Genomic DNA, 18,885 nt, shown 5'->3' on the forward strand with positions numbered 1-18,885 from the left:
GTCCCAGCCCTGTCGTCAGACTACACACCGTATTTAAGAGCACAAGAAAGGCAACAGCATGGCTGACAGCTTCGAACACACCGGCCTGTCCCCCGTTCTGTGCGCCATGGCCGCCAAGGCCGGGCTGACGCAGCCCACCCCCATTCAGGATGCCGCCATTCCGGCTATTCTGCAGGGGCGCGATATTCTGGCCACTGCCCCCACCGGCACTGGCAAAACCGCGGCCTACGCGCTGCCACTGATCCAGACCCTGCTGCAAACACGCAAAGCGCGCATGGTTCTGGTACTGCTACCCACGCGTGACCTTGTGCTCCAGACAGCAAAAGTCTTCCTGCACTGCATGGGGGTTGCAACAGGGCGTGGCAAAGCCACCAGCCAGCCCCCCGTGCCGGTTGTGCCCATTATCGGCGGCACGGACCGCGCGGAGCAGACACAGGCTCTGGTAGATGCGACATCAGACCTGACACGCCCCTGCACCCAGATCCTGATTGCAACGCCCGGCCGCCTGCTTGATCTTGTCATGGCGGGCCAGTGCTCGCTGGATGACTGTGCAAGCCTCGTGCTTGATGAAGGCGACCGCCTGCTTTCAGCCGAGTTTCTGGATGAGACCTCGGCCCTGCTCGACCACCTGCCCCAGCCCCGGCAGACCCTTGTTTTTTCGGCTACCCGGCCCGATGCACAGGCCAGCCTTCTGGCCAGCCTGCTATACAAACCGCAGGAAATTACCGTCGAGCGCGAACCGCTCAAGCGTGGGCCGATCCGGCAGGGTGCGCTGTTCATGGAAGACACGCAAAAAGCGGCTTTCCTCAAAACCTTTTTCAGCCGCGCTCCCAAAACCCGCAGCATCGTGTTCGTCCGCACCAAGGCGGAAGCCGACCAGCTTGCCGCAACACTCCGCAAGGCAGGCTTTGCCGCAGCCCCCCTGCATGCTGACCTGACACAGGAACGCCGCACCAGCACGCTGGCCAGCTTTGGCGCAGGCCGCCTGTTCATTCTTGTTGCGACCGATGTGGCAGCACGCGGGCTGGATATTGCCGCCGTGGCGCAGGTTATCAATTACGATGTGCCCGAACAGCCTGAGACCTATCTGCACCGCATTGGCCGCACCGGGCGTGCGGGGCAAAAAGGCTCGGCCCTGACGCTCTGCGCTGCCGCCGAGCGCAAACGCCTGCGACAGGTCGAAGTAGGTGCCGGTGTAAAACTGCGGATTCTCAGCCCTGAGCAAGCCCTGTCTACCGAACAGGACACCTCAAAAAGCCGCCGCACACGTTAAGCACCACCGCAGGATCACGCGCGAAATCGCAAGGGTAACGGTTGGGGGATTGCAGGGAAGCAGAACCCGAACCATACTTCGCCCCCATGCGGGCCAGACCTTTTTCCCTGTTCCCCTTACGCCCGTGGCGAATACGCCATGGCGGTAACGCGCCTGATAGCGCTAGGGGGAAAACATGAGTTGCGCGTCCAAACGCCGTTATGCGGGGCGGCGGCGCGTGCGTGTCCGCACCGTATCCGATGCCCTGCCTCTGCCTCTACCTGTCCCGCCAGCAGCCCCACCCCAGTACCCTCCCCCTGACCTGAGCCCATGGCTTGCCGGAAACTGCGGCCTGCGCGGCGTGCATCATTTCGAAAGCAGTCTGCCCGGTCCGCATGTTGTCGTAACCGCTCTCATGCACGGCAACGAACCCTCTGGCGCCTATGCGCTGAACATGCTGCTGAAAAAAGCCCCAAAGCCCCGCCACGGACGGCTGAGCCTGATTTTTCTCAACCCCGATGCCTATGCGCGCTACAACCCGGCCCACCCCACCCGCGCGCGCTATGTGGAAGAAGACATGAACCGCCTGTGGCGGCCTGAACTGATCCACTCCCAGCACGACTCCCTTGAAATGCGCCGTGTGCGTGAGGTGCTGCCCGTTATCGAAACCGCAGACCTGCTGCTGGACCTGCACTCCATGCTCTGGCCCGGCCCGCCGCTTTTCCTGCATAGCGGGCAGGAACGTAACCACAGCATGGCCTGCCATCTGGCGGGCGGGCTTTCCCCCACACCGCTTGTTATCTGCGATGACGGCCATCAGGATGGCAGCAGGCTGATCGACTATGCGCGGTTTTCCGCCCAAGGGGGGCAGGCCCGCGCCTGCCTGCTCGAAACCGGTCAGCACTGGAGCCAGAGTGCCGCACAGACTGCCGTGCAGGCTGTCAGGCAATTTACGGCCGTGACCGGCACGCAAGGCTTGAGCGGGGCGGATACACAAAGCGGAATTTGTAAAAAACCACCGATTGAAACAGCAACAGTTACAGACTGCGTGCAGGCCCACACAGCCACCTTTGCTTTTGTGCGCCCTTATGCCAGTGCAGAGATCATTCCCACTGCCGGTACCGTCATCGCGCTGGATGGGCCGGATGAAATCCGCACACCGTATGACAACTGCATGCTGGTCATGCCCAATTTCCGGGTGCGCCGGGGGCATACAGCCGTGCGTCTGGCGCAACCGGCCGGGCAGACACCCTAGCTTCTTTTCTGTTCCCTATAATTCTCTGATGCCGTGCATATTATAGCATCAGAAAAACAGAACTAGCGCCCCGGAAAGTCAATGTTCCGGTGTCAAAATAATGGTGTTACGTTTTCCCTGTTGTCGGAACTTCTGCTCGGACAGCCTTTGTTTTCTTATCAAAGAGACACCGAAACCATGACCTTTTCCATTGTTGCGCGCTGCTCCCGCACCGGCCAGTTTGCCGTGGCCGTTTCCTCTTCCTCCCCTGCTGTGGCGGCGCGTTGCGCCTTTGCCCGCGCGGGTGTGGGAGCGGTGACCTCGCAGAATGTCACGGACCCGCGGCTTGGCCCTTGGGCGCTGGACCTGATGGAAGCCGGAGCTTCAGCCGAGCAGGCGCGTGACATCATCATCAGCCGCTGCACCTATCCTGCCTACCGCCAGATGACCCTGATCGACCGGGAAGGACGCACGGCCGTGTGGTCTGGTGAAAAAGCACTGGGACTTAACGCACAGTTCGAAGGTGTGGATGTTGCCTGTGCAGGAAACCTGCTGGCCACCAAAGCCGTGCCGCAGGCCATTGCAGACAGCTTTGCCCAGTCTGATCCACAGCAGGAACTGGGCCTGCGCGTTATTCAGGCCATGCAGGCAGGCATTGCAGCGGGGGGCGAAGCGGGCCCCGTAAAATCCGCCGGGCTGCTGGTGGTGGATACGCAGAAATGGCCGCTGGCCGACCTGCGCGTAGACTGGGATGAAGACCCGATCACGCGCCTGAACACCCTGTGGGATGTCTGGGCACCGCAGATGCACGACTACGTGACGCGCTGCCTCAACCCTGATGCCGCCCCTTCCTACGGCGTGCCGGGCGACGAATAAGCCCCGGCACCACTGACCTGCGAGCGGATACGGGTCAGCACGACCTAATTCGTTTCGATATGATAATAATTAAGCCGCATCCAGAAAATGCGGCCCTGCAAAAGGAGACGGTCATGCCCGTCGAAAAAACCGAAGTCCTCGTCGTGGGCGCCGGTCAGGCCGGAATTGCCATGAGCGAACACCTGCGCGCATACGGTATCAAGCATGTCGTGCTTGAGCGCAGCCGTATTGCCGAGCGCTGGCGGAGCTGCCGGTGGGATTCGCTGGTCGCCAATGGCCCGGCATGGCATGACCGCTTTCCCGGACTTGATTTTTCTGAAGATGGCCCGGATGATTTCGTGCCCAAGGAACGCGTAGCGGATTATCTGGCAGACTACGCCAGCGTTATTGAAGCGCCGATCCGCTGTGGTGTGGAAGTCAAGGAAGTGCGCCGCAATGTCGGGCGCACAGGCTTTGAGGTTGAAACCTCCGAAGGTATGATCGAGGCCGAAGCCGTAGTAGCCGCCACGGGGCCGTTCCAGATTCCCGTCATCCCGCCCCTTATTCCACCCTCATCCGATTTTCTTCAGATCCACTCAGCCAGTTACCGCAACCCTGAACAACTGCCCGAAGGCGCTGTCATGGTCGTGGGGGCGGGTTCCTCGGGCGTGCAGATTGCCGAAGAACTCATGCGCGCTGGCCGCAAGGTCTATCTGTCAGTCGGCCCGCATGACCGTCCGCCGCGCAGCTACCGTGGGCGCGATTTTGTCTGGTGGCTGGGTGTTCTGAACAAATGGGATGCAGAAGCAACGCCGGGGGTTGAACACACCACCATTGCCGTCAGCGGCGCCAATGGCGGGCATACGGTTGATTTCCGTCGTCTGGCTGCCGAAGGCATGACCCTGCTGGGCCGCACGGAAACATGCCGCGATGGCGTGCTGCGTTTTGCCCCCGATCTGGCGCAGAACATCGCCCGGGGCGATGCCAACTACCTGTCCCTGCTGGGCGAGGCTGATGCTTACGTAACCCGCAACGGGCTGGACCTGCCGCCCGAGCCCGAAGCCCATACCTTCCTGCCCGACCCTGACTGCGTGACAAACCCGCTGCTGGAACTCGATCTGAAAAAAGCCGGTATTGGCACCGTTATCTGGGCCACGGGTTTTGGCGTGGATTATGGCTGGCTGAAGGTCGAGGCACTGGACGATGCCGGCCGCCCCCGCCACCAGCGCGGCGTTTCTTCTGAACCGGGCGTATATTTTCTGGGCCTGCCCTGGCAGACCCGCCGCGGCTCCTCCTTTATCTGGGGTGTGTGGCATGATGCAAAATACGTCGCGGATCACATTGCCAAGCAGCGCGGCTACATGGCCTATAAGCCAGCCAGAAAGGACGCATGATGCAAAGCCTGTCCCACTATACAGAGCAGGCCGCGCGCCTGACCCTGCGCAACCGCTGCTGGATTAACGGGCGTTTTGTCGATGCCGCATCTGGCGCGTGCTTTGACAGCATCAACCCGGCCACGGCGCAGGTGCTGACAGGCGTTGCACGCGGTGGGGCGGAGGATATCGACCGTGCGGTCAGGGCGGCGCGCGCTGCCTTTACCGATGGCCGCTGGTCGCGCCTGTCCCCCACGGCACGCAAGGATACGCTGCTGCGGCTTGCCACCCTTATCCGCGAGAATCACGAAGAGTTCGCCCTGCTCGATACGCTCGACATGGGTAAGCCGATTACGGAAACCATGACGGTGGATGTGCCCGGTTCGGCGCATTTCCTGCAATGGCATGCCGAGGCCATCGACAAGATCTACGATGAAATCGCTCCCACGGGCGGGCGCGATATCGCCATGATCCGCCGCATGCCGCTTGGGGTTGTGGGAGCAGTGGTGCCGTGGAACTTCCCACTGGATATGGCGATCTGGAAACTGGCTCCGGCTCTGGCCGCGGGCAACTCGGTGGTGCTCAAACCCGCCGAACAGTCGCCGCTCTCCGCCCTACGACTGGCCGAGCTTGCCACCGAAGCCGGGCTGCCCGATGGCGTGCTGAACGTGGTGCCGGGCTTTGGCGAGGAAGCCGGGCAGGCCCTTGGCCGCCATGAAGATGTGGACTGCCTCGTGTTCACGGGCTCGACCGATGTGGGCAAGCTGTTCATGCGCTATGCGGGTGAAAGCAACATGAAGCCCGTCTGGCTCGAAACCGGCGGCAAAAGCCCTAACATCATCTTCCCCGATGCCGATCTGGAAGCCGCTGCCGACAAGGCGGCCTTTGGCATTTTCTTCAATCAAGGTGAGGTCTGTTCCGCCAATTCGCGCATGCTTGTGCATGCCGACATTGCCGAGGACATGATCGTGCGGATGCGCCAGCGTGCGGAGGCCATCATACCCGGCAACCCGCTTGACCCCGCAACACGCATGGGGGCCATGGTCGATGCCCGCCATGCCGCACGGGTGGCGGAGTTTCTGGCCTCGGGCCGGGCTACATCGCGCCTTGTGGCCGGGGGCGAGCGGCTGAGTATTGGCGCGTCTGACGCGTTCATCCAGCCGACTGTCTTTGCGGATGTGCCGCATGATGCGCCTATCGCGCGTGAGGAAATCTTCGGGCCGGTTCTGGCCATCCAGACCTTCCGCACCGAGGACGAGGCCCTGAGCCTTGCCCATGACACGCCATACGGCCTCGCCGCCTCTGTCTGGACACGCGATATCGGGCGCGCCCTTGACCTGTCCGAGCGCCTGCAGGTGGGCACTGTATCCGTCAACACGGTGGATGCGCTCTCGGTCATGACGCCATTTGGCGGTGTCAAACAATCCGGCTTCGGGCGGGATCTCTCGCTGCACAGCTTTGACAAATACACAGCGCTGAAAACCGTATGGATTCAGTACTGACCTCAGCTTAATGGATGCAGAACATCAGAAATAATTTCTTTTTCTGAACCCATAAAACATTCCACACTCGCAACAGGATCACGCGGGCTGTCATTCCGGCCTCCGGTTATTGCCACCGGGGCCAGACAGCCCGCCCCCGTTCGCGTGGCCCGGCATGGCACAGCATCGCCATGCCGCAGCAACTCATACAGGGAACACAAGACCATGGCCCATACACGCCTCCGTCCTTTCAACACCAAGGACACCTATCCCGAGCAGGCCCTTGATAACGACCTGTGTCAGGCCGTTATCACGCGCAACACCATCTACCTGCGCGGTCAGGTACCGCAGGACCTCGACACGCGCGAAAATATCGGCGTGGGCGACCCCATTGCGCAGGCCGAAAAGGTCATGGACAACATCACCCTCCTGCTGACCGAAGCGGGCGCCAAGCTGACCGATATCTGCAAGGTGACTGTATACCTGACCGACATCCGCCACCGCGAGGCCACCTACCGCGTACTGGGCCGCCGCATGAAAGGCGTTTTTCCCGTCTTTACCGGTCTTGTGGTTGTGGCCCTTGCCCGCCCGGAATGGCTGATTGAAGTCGACGTCATAGCCGAACGCGAATAGCCGCCACCCTACCCCGCCGCCCGGACCGGCTGCGGGGTTTCTTTCGGCGCAAAATGTTTCGATATCACCACAAACAGGACTCCGTCGCCTGACGCCACTGGAAGGAACCGCCACATGACCGACGCCGCGACGGCACGCGGGCCCGAAGCCCACACCATCTACCAGATTCCACTCGACCAGAGACACGGCCGCCCGCGCGACCTGTTTACCGTATGGTTCGGCTCCAACATCATGATGCTGACCATCATCACCGGCGCGCTGTCCACTACCGTGTTTGACCAGCCGTTCTGGCCTGCCATGCTGTCCGCCGTGCTGGGCAACATGATCGGTGGCCTGTTCATGGCCCTGCATGCCGCACAGGGGCCGCAGCTTGGCGTGCCTCAGATGGTGCAGACACGCGGCCAGTTTGGCTCTCTGGGGGCCATGGCGGTTATCTGTCTGGTAGTGGTGATGTATGTCGGTTTCTTCGCCTCAAACCTTGTGCTGGGTGGACAGTCCCTGCACACGGTAGCGACCTTCCTGCCTGAAAAAGCCTGTATTGTGCTGCTGGGCCTGATCAGCCTTGTGGCCACCATTTACGGCCATGACCTGATCCACGCCTACACACGGCTGATGACCATCATTTCCGGGTTGGCACTGGCACTGTGCTTTATCTGGATTCTGGGTGTGAACGGCGTGTCTTCCGCCACGCTGTCGCACGGCACGTTCACCATTTCGGGCTTTCTGGGTGGGCTTTCCACCGCTGCCCTGTGGCAGATTGCCTATGCCCCCTATGTTTCGGATTATTCGCGCTATCTGCCGCCCGGCACGGGCAGCCGTCAGGCTTTTCTGGCCAGCTACTGGGGCTGTGTTCTGGGCTCGCTCTTTCCCATGATTCTGGGCGCGCTGCTGGGCGTGATCGCAGCCGGGGGCGATGTTGTCAGCACCCTGACGGCACAGGTCGGGTCTCTGGCCCTGTTCATTATTCCCGTGCTGTCGCTGGGCATTGCCTGCACCAACGCCATGAACCTCTATTGCGGCGCGCTATCGGCCATCACGGTTGTGCAGACCCTGATCCCGTCATGGAAAGCAACCCATGTGGGCCGCGCGGGCACGGCTGTTGTGCTGGCCAGTCTTTCGCTCGTGATCGCTCTGGGGGCGGCTGCGAACTTTATGGAAGAATACACGAACTTCATTCTTCTGCTGCTTTACGTAATGGTGCCGTGGACCGCGATCAATCTGGCCGATTTCTATCTGATCCGGCATGGACAGTATGATGTGGCCTCGTTCTTCCGGGCAGATGGCGGCGTATATGGCCGTTACTGCTGGCCCGCCCTGATTGCCTATGTGTTTGGTATCCTGATCCAGATCCCCTTCGTTTCCAACGGCCTTTATACCGGGCCTGTTGCCAACATGCTGGGCGGGGCCGATATTTCATGGATCGTGGGGCTGATCTTTGTCACCGTATTCTATGTCTGGCTGATGCGCCATGAACGCGCCGGGCAGCCTGCCATCGGGAGTGCCGAATAATGACCACCCAGACCGACTTCCCTACCGAGTTCGACTATATCATCGTCGGCGGTGGTGCTGCGGGCTGCGTGCTCGCCAACCGCCTGAGCGCGCGCAGCAACCTGCGCGTCGCCCTGATTGAAGCCGGCGGGCCCGACAACACGCCGCGTATTCATGTACCGGCAGGCACCATTTCGCTCTACAAAAGCCAGAAATACACCTACCAGTATTACTCCACCCCGCAGACGCATCTCGATAACCGGCGCATTCATGTGCCCCGTGGGCGGATGCTGGGTGGCTCGTCCTCCATGAACAGCATGATCTATATCCGTGGCGCCCGCTCGGATTACGACCACTGGGAAAGCCTTGGCTGCACCGGCTGGGGTTATGACTCGGTGCTGAAATACTTCATGCGCGAGGAAGACAACCGCCTGCATCAGGACCCGCAGTTTCATGGCACGGGCGGTGAACTGATCGTGGATCAGCCGCGCGACCCGCTGGATGTATCACGCCTGTTCATTAAGGCTGCCGAGGAAGTCGGGCTGAAAGCCAATACCGATTTCAACGGCGCACAGCTTGAAGGGGTGGGTATCTACAATGTCACCCAGAAAGACGGCAAACGCCTGAGTGCCTATCGCGCTTTTGTGGCCCCCGTGCTCTCGCGCCCCAACCTGCATGTGCTGACCGGCTGCCGCGTTGCCTCACTGGTAACAGATGGGCGGTCCGTGCAGGGGGTGACTGTGGAACATAATCAGCAGTTCCACATCCTGCGCGCCCACCGTGAAACCATTCTGTCCGCCGGGGCGGTCGGCTCCCCTCACCTGCTTATGGCCTCTGGCATTGGCAATGCGGAAGAACTGCTGGAATCCGGTGTGTCCGTGGTGGCGGACCTGCCGCAGGTTGGCCGTAACCTGCAAGACCATATTGATGGTCTGGTCACGCTCCGTTCCGGCTCAGCCTCGACACTGGGTTTTTCACGCGCATCGCTCGGCTCCGTGCTGCCTGCCCCGTTGCAGTTTCTGCTCCGCCGCAAAGGCTGGCTGACCACAAACTACGTGGAAGCAGGAGGCTTTGCCTCCACCCGCTATGCCGAAGGCGTGCCTGATGTGCAGTTCCACTTCGTGCCCGGCTATCGCAGCCATCGCGGTCGGCTGTTTGAATGGGGCCACGGTTTTGCTCTGCATACCTGTGTGCTGCGGCCCCATAGCCGCGGCAGCATCCGCCTGACGCGCGACGGCAGCCGCAGCCCTGAAATCGACTTCAACTTCCTGTCCGACGAACGTGATGGGCTGGTGTTACTCGAAGGTATCAAGCTGGCCCGCCGCATCCTGCGCGCCTCTGCTTTCGATGGTATTCGCGGCAAGGAAATGGCCCCCGTGGCAACACTCCAGACCGATGCGGAACTAATGGAGTATCTGCGCGCCTCCGCCAGCACGGTATTCCACCCTTCCGGCACCTGCCGTATGGGGTCTGACAGTGCCAGCGTGCTCACGCCAGACCTGAAAGTGCGGGGCCTCAAAGGGCTGCGCGTGGCGGATACGTCCATCATGCCCACACTCATCAGTGGTAACACCAATGCCCCTACCATGATGATTGGCGACAAGGCCGCCGACATGATCCTGTCGGAGCTGGCATGAACACCTCTCTTTCCACCCGCGCCATTCTGGAAAAGCTGATCGCGTTTCCAACGCTCTGCCGCACAGAGAACGTGGAACTGATTGACTGGATCGAGGCTTTTCTCCGCGACCTTGGCGCGCGCTGTCTGCGGGTCGCTGGCGAGCAGCCCGGACGGTTCAACCTGTTTGCCAGTATCGGGCCGGAAACGGACGATGGTATCGTGCTGTCCGGCCATAGCGATGTGGTACCGGTGGAAGGCCAGCCTTGGACAACAGACCCCTTCGCCCTGACCGAACGCGATGGCAAGCTGTACGGGCGCGGCACCAGCGATATGAAAGGGTTTCTGGCCTGTATGCTGGTGGCCGCCCGCCATGCCGCGCAGAGGCCGGACCTGCGCGCCCCATTGCATCTGGCTTTTTCGCATGATGAAGAAATCGGCTGTGTAGGCGTGCATTCCCTGCTGCGCGATCTGGCGGCACAGGGCTTTAAGGCCCGGGGTTGCGTTATTGGCGAACCCACAGGCCTGCACGTAATCTCGGGCCACAAAGGCAAGCTGGCGGCCAAAATCACCTGCCACGGACTGGCCGCACATTCAGCCAACCCCGCGCGTGGGTGCAACGCCATTTCACTGGCTGCCAGCATGGTGAAAACCATTGAAGGCTTGCAGGAAGAGCTGAAAAATAACGGTATTCTGGACGACCATTTTGAGGTGCCCTACAGCACCATGCAAGTGGGCCTGATCCGGGGTGGGGTTGCCCTCAATATCGTACCGGACCTGTGCGATGTTCAGTTTGAAATGCGCCTGCTGCCCGGTGCCGATCCGCAGCCATGGATTGAACGCCTGCAGCAGGAAGCTGCCCGCCTGTGCGCCAATACCCCGCATGCACGCATCGAGATTGAAACGCTCAATGCCTATCCCGGTCTGGACACCGCCGAAGATGTGTCCTTCCTACGCGACATCATGCGCATTACGGGCGACAACCGGGCATCACGCATCGGATTTGGCACAGAAGGTGGCCTGTTCAACGAATATCTGAACATGCCCGTGGTTGTCTGCGGCCCCGGCTCCATAGACCGTGCACATAAGGCGGATGAGTTCATTCTGCCTGAAGAGCTTGATGCCTGTGGGTATTTTGTAAAACAGATTGTGGATACACTGCTCTAACGTAACCGGGCAGCCACATGGAACCTGTTGCAAAACAGTGCTCCACAACTCAGACATAAAACCCTATGTTGATACAAAGGGTTTTATGCAATCAATCATCATAGGATGCGGAACGCCCCCGCTTGATGGCGGAGCGGTGGTTTTTACCGTCCAGCCTGCGCTGGCGTGCGGCCCTGCTGGGGCGGGTCGCTACCCGAAACGCCGGGCGATGCGTTGCCTCGCGCAGTAGGGCGGCCAGCCGCTCCACCGCATCTTCCCGGTTGCGCTGCTGGGTGCGGAACCGCCGCGCGGTAATGACAATCACCCCATCGCGCGTGGCGCGACTGCCCGCCAGTTCCAGCAACCGGGTGCGCACCCGGTCTGAAAGGGAGGGAGAACGCGCGGCGTCAAAGCGAAGCTGAGCGGCAGTCGCAACCTTGTTGACATTCTGCCCACCCGGCCCGGAAGCCAGAATGTAGCTGAACTCCAGTTCGCTCTCTGCCAGAAACAGTCCGGGGGCAATAGGAATGGCCATGCGCGCTGCATATCACGCTTTGCCACCTGCAGGCCATGCCGGAATACTCACTGGCAGGAAAACGCCCGGCTTACTCAGCCTTCACCCGCCAGATCCTTGACTGAGGCATCCGCCTGACCTTTCACCCAATAGCCTGATGCCTTGATCCATTGCAGCGGCACGCCGCGATCGTGCACAAGATACTGCCTGACGGCTTTGGCCACATGAGCCTCTGCCCCCACCCAGATAAAACTCCCTTCCGGTATAGTCAGTTTTTCTAGAACAGACAGAATACCGCGCGCATCATCAGCCTGTTGCATGGGCCTGTGCACCCAATGCGCCTGATGCTGGGCACTTGTTGCAAAAACCTGCTCATCCTCTGGCCCCGGCACCGTCACAACCGTGGTGACATGCGCCTGCGCGGGTAGTTCCTCCACCCGGCGGCCAATGGCGGGCAGCGCCGTTTCATCGCCAATCAGCAGCCAGCGATCGACCTGCCCTGCAATAACCTGCGAGCCTTTCGGGCCACCTATGTCCAGCCTGTCTCCCGACCGGGCCGCCCGGGCCCATGCAGCGGCTGGCCCGCCTTCATGATTAACAAAATCAAGCGTTAGCATGCGCGTGGCCGGGTCATAACGGCGAGGCGTATAATCCCTGCGCACCAGAGCCCCATCCAGACCGGGAATGAAAATCTTGATGTGATCATCCGGGGATGCACTAACAAAGCCCTCCAGTTCAGGCCCTGTCAGCGTCACGCGGATCATATGGGGGGTGAGCCGGATAGCGGAAACAACCTCAAGGCAGCGTTTGCGCAATTCATGTCGCACACGGCTGATTTCAGGCGCATGGCCCCAATGCCCGATATTTTTATCCATAAACCGCACTCCTTTCCTTTGATCCACAAATTTTCAGAGACGAGACACCGCGCTGGCGGCCTCATCGATCAGTGCTGCAATTTTTTCTTCGGTTTCAGCATCCAGTCCCCCATTGCGGAGCCTCAGGCGCAGTGATGTTTTAAGGTTTTCCATGGCCCGCATGACCGGCACCGGCGCATGGCGCCCGCCTCGCCCCTCGGGCGCACCACGCGCCACACGAGAGAGAATTTCCTCCACCGCCGCACGGCTGGCCTCAAGGAACGCTGTTCCCTGCGGGGTAATATGGAAATGTTTACGCCCTTCCTGCTCGACCAGAGTGGCGTAACCCGCCTCTTCCAGCCAGGTCAGCGTCGGGTAGATCACGCCGGGACTGGGCGTATAGCTACCCGCAAAGCGCTCTTCAATGGTGCGGATCAGTTCATATCCGTAAGTCGGTTTTTCCGAAATTAGGTTCAGAACCAGCAGGCGCATTTCGCCGTAGTCGAACAGTCTGTGCCGGTGGCGACCACCGCCGCGCCCGCCTCTGCCACCATGCCGCCCTTCAGGCGCGGAACCCGCATGCCCTTCGGGGGAAAAAAACCAGCGGCTACGGCCGCCGTCATGTCTGTTTCTGTGTTTCATATCACGATACATATATCCCGATATATCTTACGTCAAGATATATCGGGATATGTTTTTCTACCCCTAACCCGGCAGGCCACCACGCAAAAGACCACCAGAGGCAATTCTGTTGAAAAAACAGGCTGCTTCTGCAAAAAACATCTGTCGCGCCCGGTTTCACCATGGAGTGCCGAAAGTGAAGTTTTCCCTGCGGCAGATCGAATATTTTGTCGCTACGGCCGAAACAGGCTCCATCGTACAGGCCTCGCGACAGATTCCGATCTCACAGCCCGCCATATCCGCCGCCATTGCGCATCTTGAAAGCGTGTTTGGGGTTTCGCTCTTTATCAGACACCATGCGCAAGGGCTGGCCCTCACCCCCGAAGGCCGGGTTGTGCTGGAAGAAGCCCGCACTCTTCTGTTGCAGGCACAGGAACTGGGGAGTTCGCTCAACGGCATGCTGGGCCGCGTGCAGGGCGAAGTGACCGTGGGCTGCATGACCACACTTTTCCCGCTTCTGGCCCCTGACCTTATCCAGCGCTTCAGTGCCACCTACCCCGAAGCACGGCTGCACGTGATTGCGGGCCATCATGAGGAACTGAGCGAAAAGCTCCGTGGCGGCGAAATTTCGGTCATGATCAGCTACAACATGACCATGCCGCCCGCTATCAGCTTTCAGCCGCTCTCGGCACTCCCGCCTTATGTCTTTACCTCGGCGGATCATCCTTTCGCCCGGAAAAAGCGCGTGCACCTGCGTGATCTGGCCGAGGAGCCCTTTCTGCTGCTCGACCTGCCTTTTTCACGCGATTATTTTCTTCAGCTTTTTTCAAGTGCAGGCATTACGCCGCGGATCGCTGGGCATTATCCGAGCATGGATGTCATCCGTAGCCTTGCTGCACGCGGTGTCGGGTTTGGCATGGGTAATGCCCGCCCCCGTAACCAGCACGCCCTTGACGACAAGCCACTGGCCTATCTGGCGCTGACCGATGGGTGCGCGCCTCTTATCTATGGTCTGTTCACCATCACGGAGCAGAGGCTGCCGCTCAGGGTTTCCGCTTTTGTGGATATGTGCCTGAGCGAACTTTCGGGCCAGCCCCTACCCGGCACCATCGCTGACGATAGCGACTGACAAACAAGCCACACGCGCCACCACTACGGCAGCATTAAACCCAGAAGCAAGACCGCGCATGGAAACAGACTGTGACCGGCATAAAAAAACAACCGATCACAGAAACTGTTTTTTTCAAAAACCCTCAGTAGACACGCAGCGTATTACAGCAGACACAAACCGCTGCGTGATGATGCCCGGCCGATCTGTGCCGCAGGCTGAAATGAGCGTTCATCAAGCTTGAACTGCGCGACCAGACGGGCCAGCTCATCCGACATTGTGGAAAGATTGTGACTTGCAGCGGCACTTTCCTCAGCAACGGCAGCATTCTGCTGGGTGGTCTGCTCCATGTCCGTCATGGCAATGCCAATCTGGCTCATGCTGGATGACTGTTCCTGTGCTGCAGAAGCAATATTGGAGACCAGAACGTTAATGTCCTGAATCTGCGTCACAATTTTCTGGAGCAGCTCTCCCGTTTCACGCACCAGCGCAACCCCGGCCGCCACATGCGTGCCAGACCGACTGACCAGAGCGGAAATATCTTTCCCCGCTTCGGCTGAACGCTGGGCCAGAACACGCACTTCGCTCGCCACCACGGCAAAACCACGCCCTACATCGCCAGCCCGTGCAGCCTCTACACTCGCATTGAGTGCAAGGATATTGGTCTGGAAGGACAGATTGCCAATAATACCCACAATGCTGGCGATCTCTTCGGACGATTTTTCAATTTTGTTTATGGCATCAACCGTATTCTGCACAACCGTGGCGGACTGCATGGCATCGCCCCGCGCGGCATCGGCCAGTTTATGCGCCTGCTGCGTTTCTTCGGTTGTCTGGCGAATCCGGCGCGTAACCAGCGCCAGCGCAGCCGAGGTTTCCTCCAGCGTTGCCGCCTGCTGTTCTGTCCTGCGCGACAGATCATCGCTGCTCTGACGGATACCATCGGCATTGGCCATGACATCCTGCGTGTTGCCGGATATCCGCTTCATGGTGTCTTCAAGACGTTCGGCCATGGCGTTGAAGTTTTCCTTCAACACCTCAACCCGCGCAGGCATGTTGCTCTCGATCCGGTAGGTCAGATCGCCATCCGACAGGGCCGCCAGCGCCTCGGTAATGACAGTGATGACGTCGCGGTCTTCCTGAGCGCGGTGTTCACGCTCGGCCTGAGCCGCCGCACGGGCTTCATCCGCCACTTTGTTGAGCTGGATGAAATAATGATACATCACAACGGATATATCGGACATCACAGACCGAACAAGAGACTCGATAAGCTGGTTCCTGTTACCACTGAACAGGGACTTTTTCTTGACCAGAGTCTCTACAAGACCGCTGACATACTGCGCGTATACCTGACTGAGATAGCGGATATAATCCACCTCGCCAGCCAGACGGTTGGCAATGCGCTCTTGCACGGCAAAATAATCATCGCAGAAATTCCCCTGACTGATATAGGAGAATTTCTTTACTTCTTCGGACAGAACATCGCTTTTCATAGCCTGAAGGCTAGAATCCGACGCCCTGTAGGCACGCAGGAGAATTTTTTCCAGATCGCCGTTTACGGCGTTCCATACAGTCTGTCCGGTTTTCTGATCCGCGCTATTCCAGGAAGGAAGCGCCTTTTTGAGATCAATCATGATGTGCACTCCTGCTTCAATAAAATGGTAATCATGTTCAAAAAAAAATGCAATTGTTTACTTTTTATAAATTTCTCTTAACCTGACAGAATAAGAAAAATAAATATCCATTTCATTCCCTTTAACAAAAGAGGCATCGCCTTCACTTCCGTTAAGGACATTTATAGTAACCACATCCTGGGCAGTCGGCTTCGGCGTTGAAATCAAATACCCCTGCGCCTCTGTGCACCCCTCAAATACAATGCTGCGGAACTGTTCTTCTGTTTCGACACACTCGGCCACAACGGGAATACCAAGCCGCTTGCCTATGTCGGCCGCGGCTTTCACCACCGAAGCGCATTCGGCTCTTTCGACCATATCCCGCACGAAGGAACCGTCGATCTTGATCTTGTCCACATGGAATGTCCGTAGATGAGAAAAGGAGGAATACCCGGTGCCAAAATCATCCAGCGAAAGGCGCACACCCATTGCGTGCAGCCGGTGCAGATCGGCCAGAACATCGGCATCTTCCGACAGGGCCGCAGTTTCCGTTATCTCGATTTCCAGCCGTTCAGCAGGCAGCCCCGTTTCGCGCAATGTCTCCATGACAGCCGGAACAAGGGACTGCCTGCCGAACTGCCGCCCCGATATATTGACCGCAACCCGCGCCGAATCCTCCCAATGCAACGCATCAGAACAGGCTCGCTTCAGCACAAAAGCACCCAGATGCCTGATCAGATCGGTTTCTTCGGCTATCGGCACGAAGCTGGCAGGAGACACCCAGCCCCATAAGGGCCGATACCAGCGCACCAGCGCCTCACGCGTGCTGACCCGACCGCTGCTGACATCCATGATCGGCTGGTAAAAAACAAACAGCCCCTCGCCTGTTTCCAGCGCATGCCGCAGGTCCTGCTCAAGCTGCATACGCTCAAGCAGATGCCGCTCCATATCGGGATGAAAAAACCCGACCGCGCCTTTACGACCACTTTTGGCCACACGCATGGCAATATCCGCCCGCGCAATCAATCGATCACTGCTGGTGCCATGCTGGGGTCTTTTCACTATACCAATAACCGCCGCAACACCGGGCAGCATTTTCTGCCCCAGCCAATAAGGACGGCCCAGAACCTCCGCCAGCATATTGGCAAAACGCTCAAGGCGCTCACGCTCAGCATAAGGAACAATTACGGCAAACTGACTCTCTTCCAGCCGCCCTATATGGCTTTCCGGCTCCGATTGGCACGCCAGACGTAAGCGGTCCGCCACCTGAACAATCAGCCCTTCGCCAACATGGCGTCCATTCAGGTCATTCACTGTTTCAAAGCCAACCAGACTAATCAGCAGGACACCCGCCACCAGAGGCGCTCCCTCTCCGGGGCTGATACGCTGGCTAAAGGCATGCCGGTTTTCCAGCCCCGTCAGCGCATCATGATGCGCGAGCTTCCAGATATGAGCTTCCGCCTCCACCTGTTTGGTCACAATCGACCATGTCAGAACGAGAATGGCCCCTTCAGCCTCCTCCAGCGCGACACGCGAAATTTGCAGGTCCAGCGTTTCCGCTCCAAGGCGGATACGGGCATGGTGGGGCAGACAGGCGCCCCCTGAAAGGATGTGCCGCTGATGAGCTGGATTTTTATGAAAAATATCAATGGTGGAGCCTAGTATGCTGTCCACCTTACGCGGCAGAAGAGCCTCTATCTGCTTCAGCAGATATATTGACGTTTTATTAACATAGCTAATTACGAATGTTTCTGGATCAACCGCCATAATAGCGACGGGCAAATCATCCAGTATTTTAGTGTAAAATTTTGCATTCATGCCAAGAAAATCAAATTTTATAGGCAGCCCCTGCCCTTCCTCGTCATGACTTTCTGCAAAATCCACCATTTGGAAATTCCATTATGTAAAAATAAAAATGAAACCACACCCACAATAAAGACAAAAACAAAGTGAAATAAGGAAATGAAAATTAGGCGGAACTCAATACAATACAAACATATAAATGGAATTTTTGTTCTTTATATATTTGCGAAAGTTCTACCTTGCGCAGTATAAAAAAATTTCATACTGCACTAGAACTAGTTTACACATGTACGAAAAATGTGTTAATTTTAACGATATAGCGGAGTATATAATGTCCTTACATAAGGAATACATTTTCGCAAAAAATCGTGCTGAAAAGTCAGAACTTTCGCAACACGATTTTTTCAAGTGCTATATATATGATTAATCAAAAAAACGTGGTTGATATCGATCCCCTTTATCTAGACTTGAGTGATAAATACCATGTTGATCGGATATGCACGCGTCAGCACTGAAGATCAAACTCTTTCAGTTCAAATGAAAAACCTCAAGGAGGCTGGCTGTACTGTCATATTCAAAGAAAAAATATCTGGGGCCATAAGAAAAAGACCTGAGCTTCAGAAATTATTAAAAAAGGTTAAGAAGGGCGATATTCTGGTTGTACATCGTCTGGACAGGTTGGCACGTTCCACGCAGCATCTTCTGGAAATTACGGATTACCTCCGCACCAAGGATACTGGCCTGCGTTCACTTTCAGAACCATGGGCCGACACGACCTCTGCCGCGGGTCGCATGATCCTGACCGTTTTTGCCGGTATTGCTGAATTTGAACGTGCGCTGATCCGCGAACGCACAGCGGAAGGACGAAAGCTCGCACGGGAGCGCGGCATCCATATGGGCCGCCCCTCCAAGCTAAAACCCCATGAAGCCGAAACCGCCCGCAAACTGATTACGGAAGAACAGGTTGCGGTGTCCGAAGTCGCGACCCGATACGGCGTGCACAAAACCACCATCTACCGCCTTGTGGCCGCAGCACAGCGGACAAAGTGCTCCAAGCACTGAAACCGCAAGCTACAGGACCACAAACAGAAAAGGCGCGGGGTTTCCCCCACGCCTTCTTCCTATGCGGACAATGCGCAGAGGCCCTTATCTTTTATAGATAGGGAAGCGTGCACACAGAGCCTTGACGCGGGTATGGACGGCCTGTTCCACCGCCGCATCGCCCTCGCCACCAGAGGCGGCCAGCGCGCTCAGCACTTCGTCGATCATCTCGCCAATTTCGCGGAATTCCGCCT

At 58.3% G+C, this 18,885-nt stretch carries 16 protein-coding genes and 1 pseudogene; 11 read left to right on the forward strand and 6 right to left on the reverse strand.

Annotated features, from left to right (window positions below):
* The first annotated feature begins 58 nt into the window (after positions 1-58).
* The 9 genes from ABF757_RS08105 to argE all read left to right on the forward strand — a co-directional run bounded on the left by ABF757_RS08105 (position 59) and on the right by argE (position 11,098).
* Positions 59-1,273, forward strand: a complete 1,215-nt coding sequence (locus ABF757_RS08105; protein ID WP_415481694.1) for a DEAD/DEAH box helicase — start codon at positions 59-61, stop codon at positions 1,271-1,273.
* A gap of 175 nt (positions 1,274-1,448) precedes the next feature.
* Positions 1,449-2,507 (forward strand): M14 family metallopeptidase, encoded by a 1,059-nt coding sequence (locus ABF757_RS08110; RefSeq protein WP_415481695.1) that lies wholly within the window; start codon positions 1,449-1,451, stop codon positions 2,505-2,507.
* Positions 2,508-2,684: 177 nt separating this feature from the next.
* The gene (locus ABF757_RS08115; protein ID WP_415481696.1) at positions 2,685-3,362 is read left to right on the forward strand and encodes a DUF1028 domain-containing protein; all 678 of its coding nucleotides are present in this window, start codon (positions 2,685-2,687) and stop codon (positions 3,360-3,362) included.
* A 113-nt stretch (positions 3,363-3,475) separates the two neighbouring features.
* Positions 3,476-4,735, forward strand: a complete 1,260-nt coding sequence (locus tag ABF757_RS08120) for a flavin-containing monooxygenase (protein WP_415481697.1) — start codon at positions 3,476-3,478, stop codon at positions 4,733-4,735.
* Positions 4,732-6,216, forward strand: coding sequence for an aldehyde dehydrogenase (locus ABF757_RS08125; protein WP_415481698.1), 1,485 nt, complete (start codon positions 4,732-4,734; stop codon positions 6,214-6,216). The genes ABF757_RS08120 and ABF757_RS08125 overlap by 4 nt, the downstream gene beginning before the upstream one ends.
* 204 nt (positions 6,217-6,420) lie before the next feature.
* Positions 6,421-6,828, forward strand: coding sequence for a RidA family protein (locus ABF757_RS08130; RefSeq protein WP_207854657.1), 408 nt, complete (start codon positions 6,421-6,423; stop codon positions 6,826-6,828).
* A 114-nt stretch (positions 6,829-6,942) separates the two neighbouring features.
* Positions 6,943-8,337 (forward strand): purine-cytosine permease family protein, encoded by a 1,395-nt coding sequence (locus ABF757_RS08135; protein ID WP_025860649.1) that lies wholly within the window; start codon positions 6,943-6,945, stop codon positions 8,335-8,337.
* Complete coding sequence (locus ABF757_RS08140; RefSeq protein WP_415481700.1) at positions 8,337-9,953, forward strand: GMC family oxidoreductase; 1,617 nt, start codon at positions 8,337-8,339, stop codon at positions 9,951-9,953. The genes ABF757_RS08135 and ABF757_RS08140 overlap by 1 nt, the downstream gene beginning before the upstream one ends.
* Positions 9,950-11,098 (forward strand): acetylornithine deacetylase, encoded by a 1,149-nt coding sequence (argE, locus tag ABF757_RS08145; RefSeq protein WP_415481701.1) that lies wholly within the window; start codon positions 9,950-9,952, stop codon positions 11,096-11,098. The genes ABF757_RS08140 and argE overlap by 4 nt, the downstream gene beginning before the upstream one ends.
* Positions 11,099-11,189: 91 nt before the next feature.
* Here the strand turns inward: argE and arfB are convergent, their stop codons facing one another.
* The 3 genes from arfB to ABF757_RS08160 all read right to left on the reverse strand — a co-directional run bounded on the left by arfB (position 11,190) and on the right by ABF757_RS08160 (position 13,087).
* On the reverse strand, positions 11,190-11,612 hold the full coding sequence (arfB, locus tag ABF757_RS08150) for an alternative ribosome rescue aminoacyl-tRNA hydrolase ArfB (protein WP_025860652.1): 423 nt from the start codon (positions 11,610-11,612) through the stop codon (positions 11,190-11,192).
* 74 nt (positions 11,613-11,686) lie between these two features.
* On the reverse strand, positions 11,687-12,466 hold the full coding sequence (locus ABF757_RS08155; RefSeq protein WP_415481703.1) for a siderophore-interacting protein: 780 nt from the start codon (positions 12,464-12,466) through the stop codon (positions 11,687-11,689).
* A 33-nt stretch (positions 12,467-12,499) separates the two neighbouring features.
* Positions 12,500-13,087 (reverse strand): PadR family transcriptional regulator, encoded by a 588-nt coding sequence (locus tag ABF757_RS08160; protein ID WP_415481705.1) that lies wholly within the window; start codon positions 13,085-13,087, stop codon positions 12,500-12,502.
* 175 nt (positions 13,088-13,262) lie between these two features.
* Here ABF757_RS08160 and ABF757_RS08165 point away from each other — a divergent pair, with 175 nt between their 5' ends.
* Positions 13,263-14,195, forward strand: a complete 933-nt coding sequence (locus tag ABF757_RS08165) for a LysR family transcriptional regulator (RefSeq protein WP_415481706.1) — start codon at positions 13,263-13,265, stop codon at positions 14,193-14,195.
* A gap of 143 nt (positions 14,196-14,338) precedes the next feature.
* On the opposite strand, the gene ABF757_RS08170 is transcribed toward ABF757_RS08165, so the two are convergent.
* Positions 14,339-15,808, reverse strand: coding sequence for a methyl-accepting chemotaxis protein (locus ABF757_RS08170; RefSeq protein ID WP_415481708.1), 1,470 nt, complete (start codon positions 15,806-15,808; stop codon positions 14,339-14,341).
* A 57-nt stretch (positions 15,809-15,865) separates the two neighbouring features.
* Positions 15,866-17,674 (reverse strand): putative bifunctional diguanylate cyclase/phosphodiesterase, encoded by a 1,809-nt coding sequence (locus tag ABF757_RS08175; protein ID WP_415481709.1) that lies wholly within the window; start codon positions 17,672-17,674, stop codon positions 15,866-15,868.
* A 399-nt stretch (positions 17,675-18,073) separates the two neighbouring features.
* Here ABF757_RS08175 and ABF757_RS08180 point away from each other — a divergent pair, with 399 nt between their 5' ends.
* Entirely contained in the window at positions 18,074-18,652 is a 579-nt protein-coding gene (locus tag ABF757_RS08180) for a recombinase family protein (RefSeq protein ID WP_415481710.1), read from the forward strand.
* A gap of 84 nt (positions 18,653-18,736) precedes the next feature.
* Here ABF757_RS08180 and glyA read toward each other — a convergent pair.
* Positions 18,737-18,885 (reverse strand): annotated as a pseudogene (gene glyA, locus ABF757_RS08185) (serine hydroxymethyltransferase); the annotation flags it as partial.

It is taken from the genome of Acetobacter papayae (assembly GCF_047721125.1).
Lineage (GTDB): Bacteria > Pseudomonadota > Alphaproteobacteria > Acetobacterales > Acetobacteraceae > Acetobacter > Acetobacter papayae.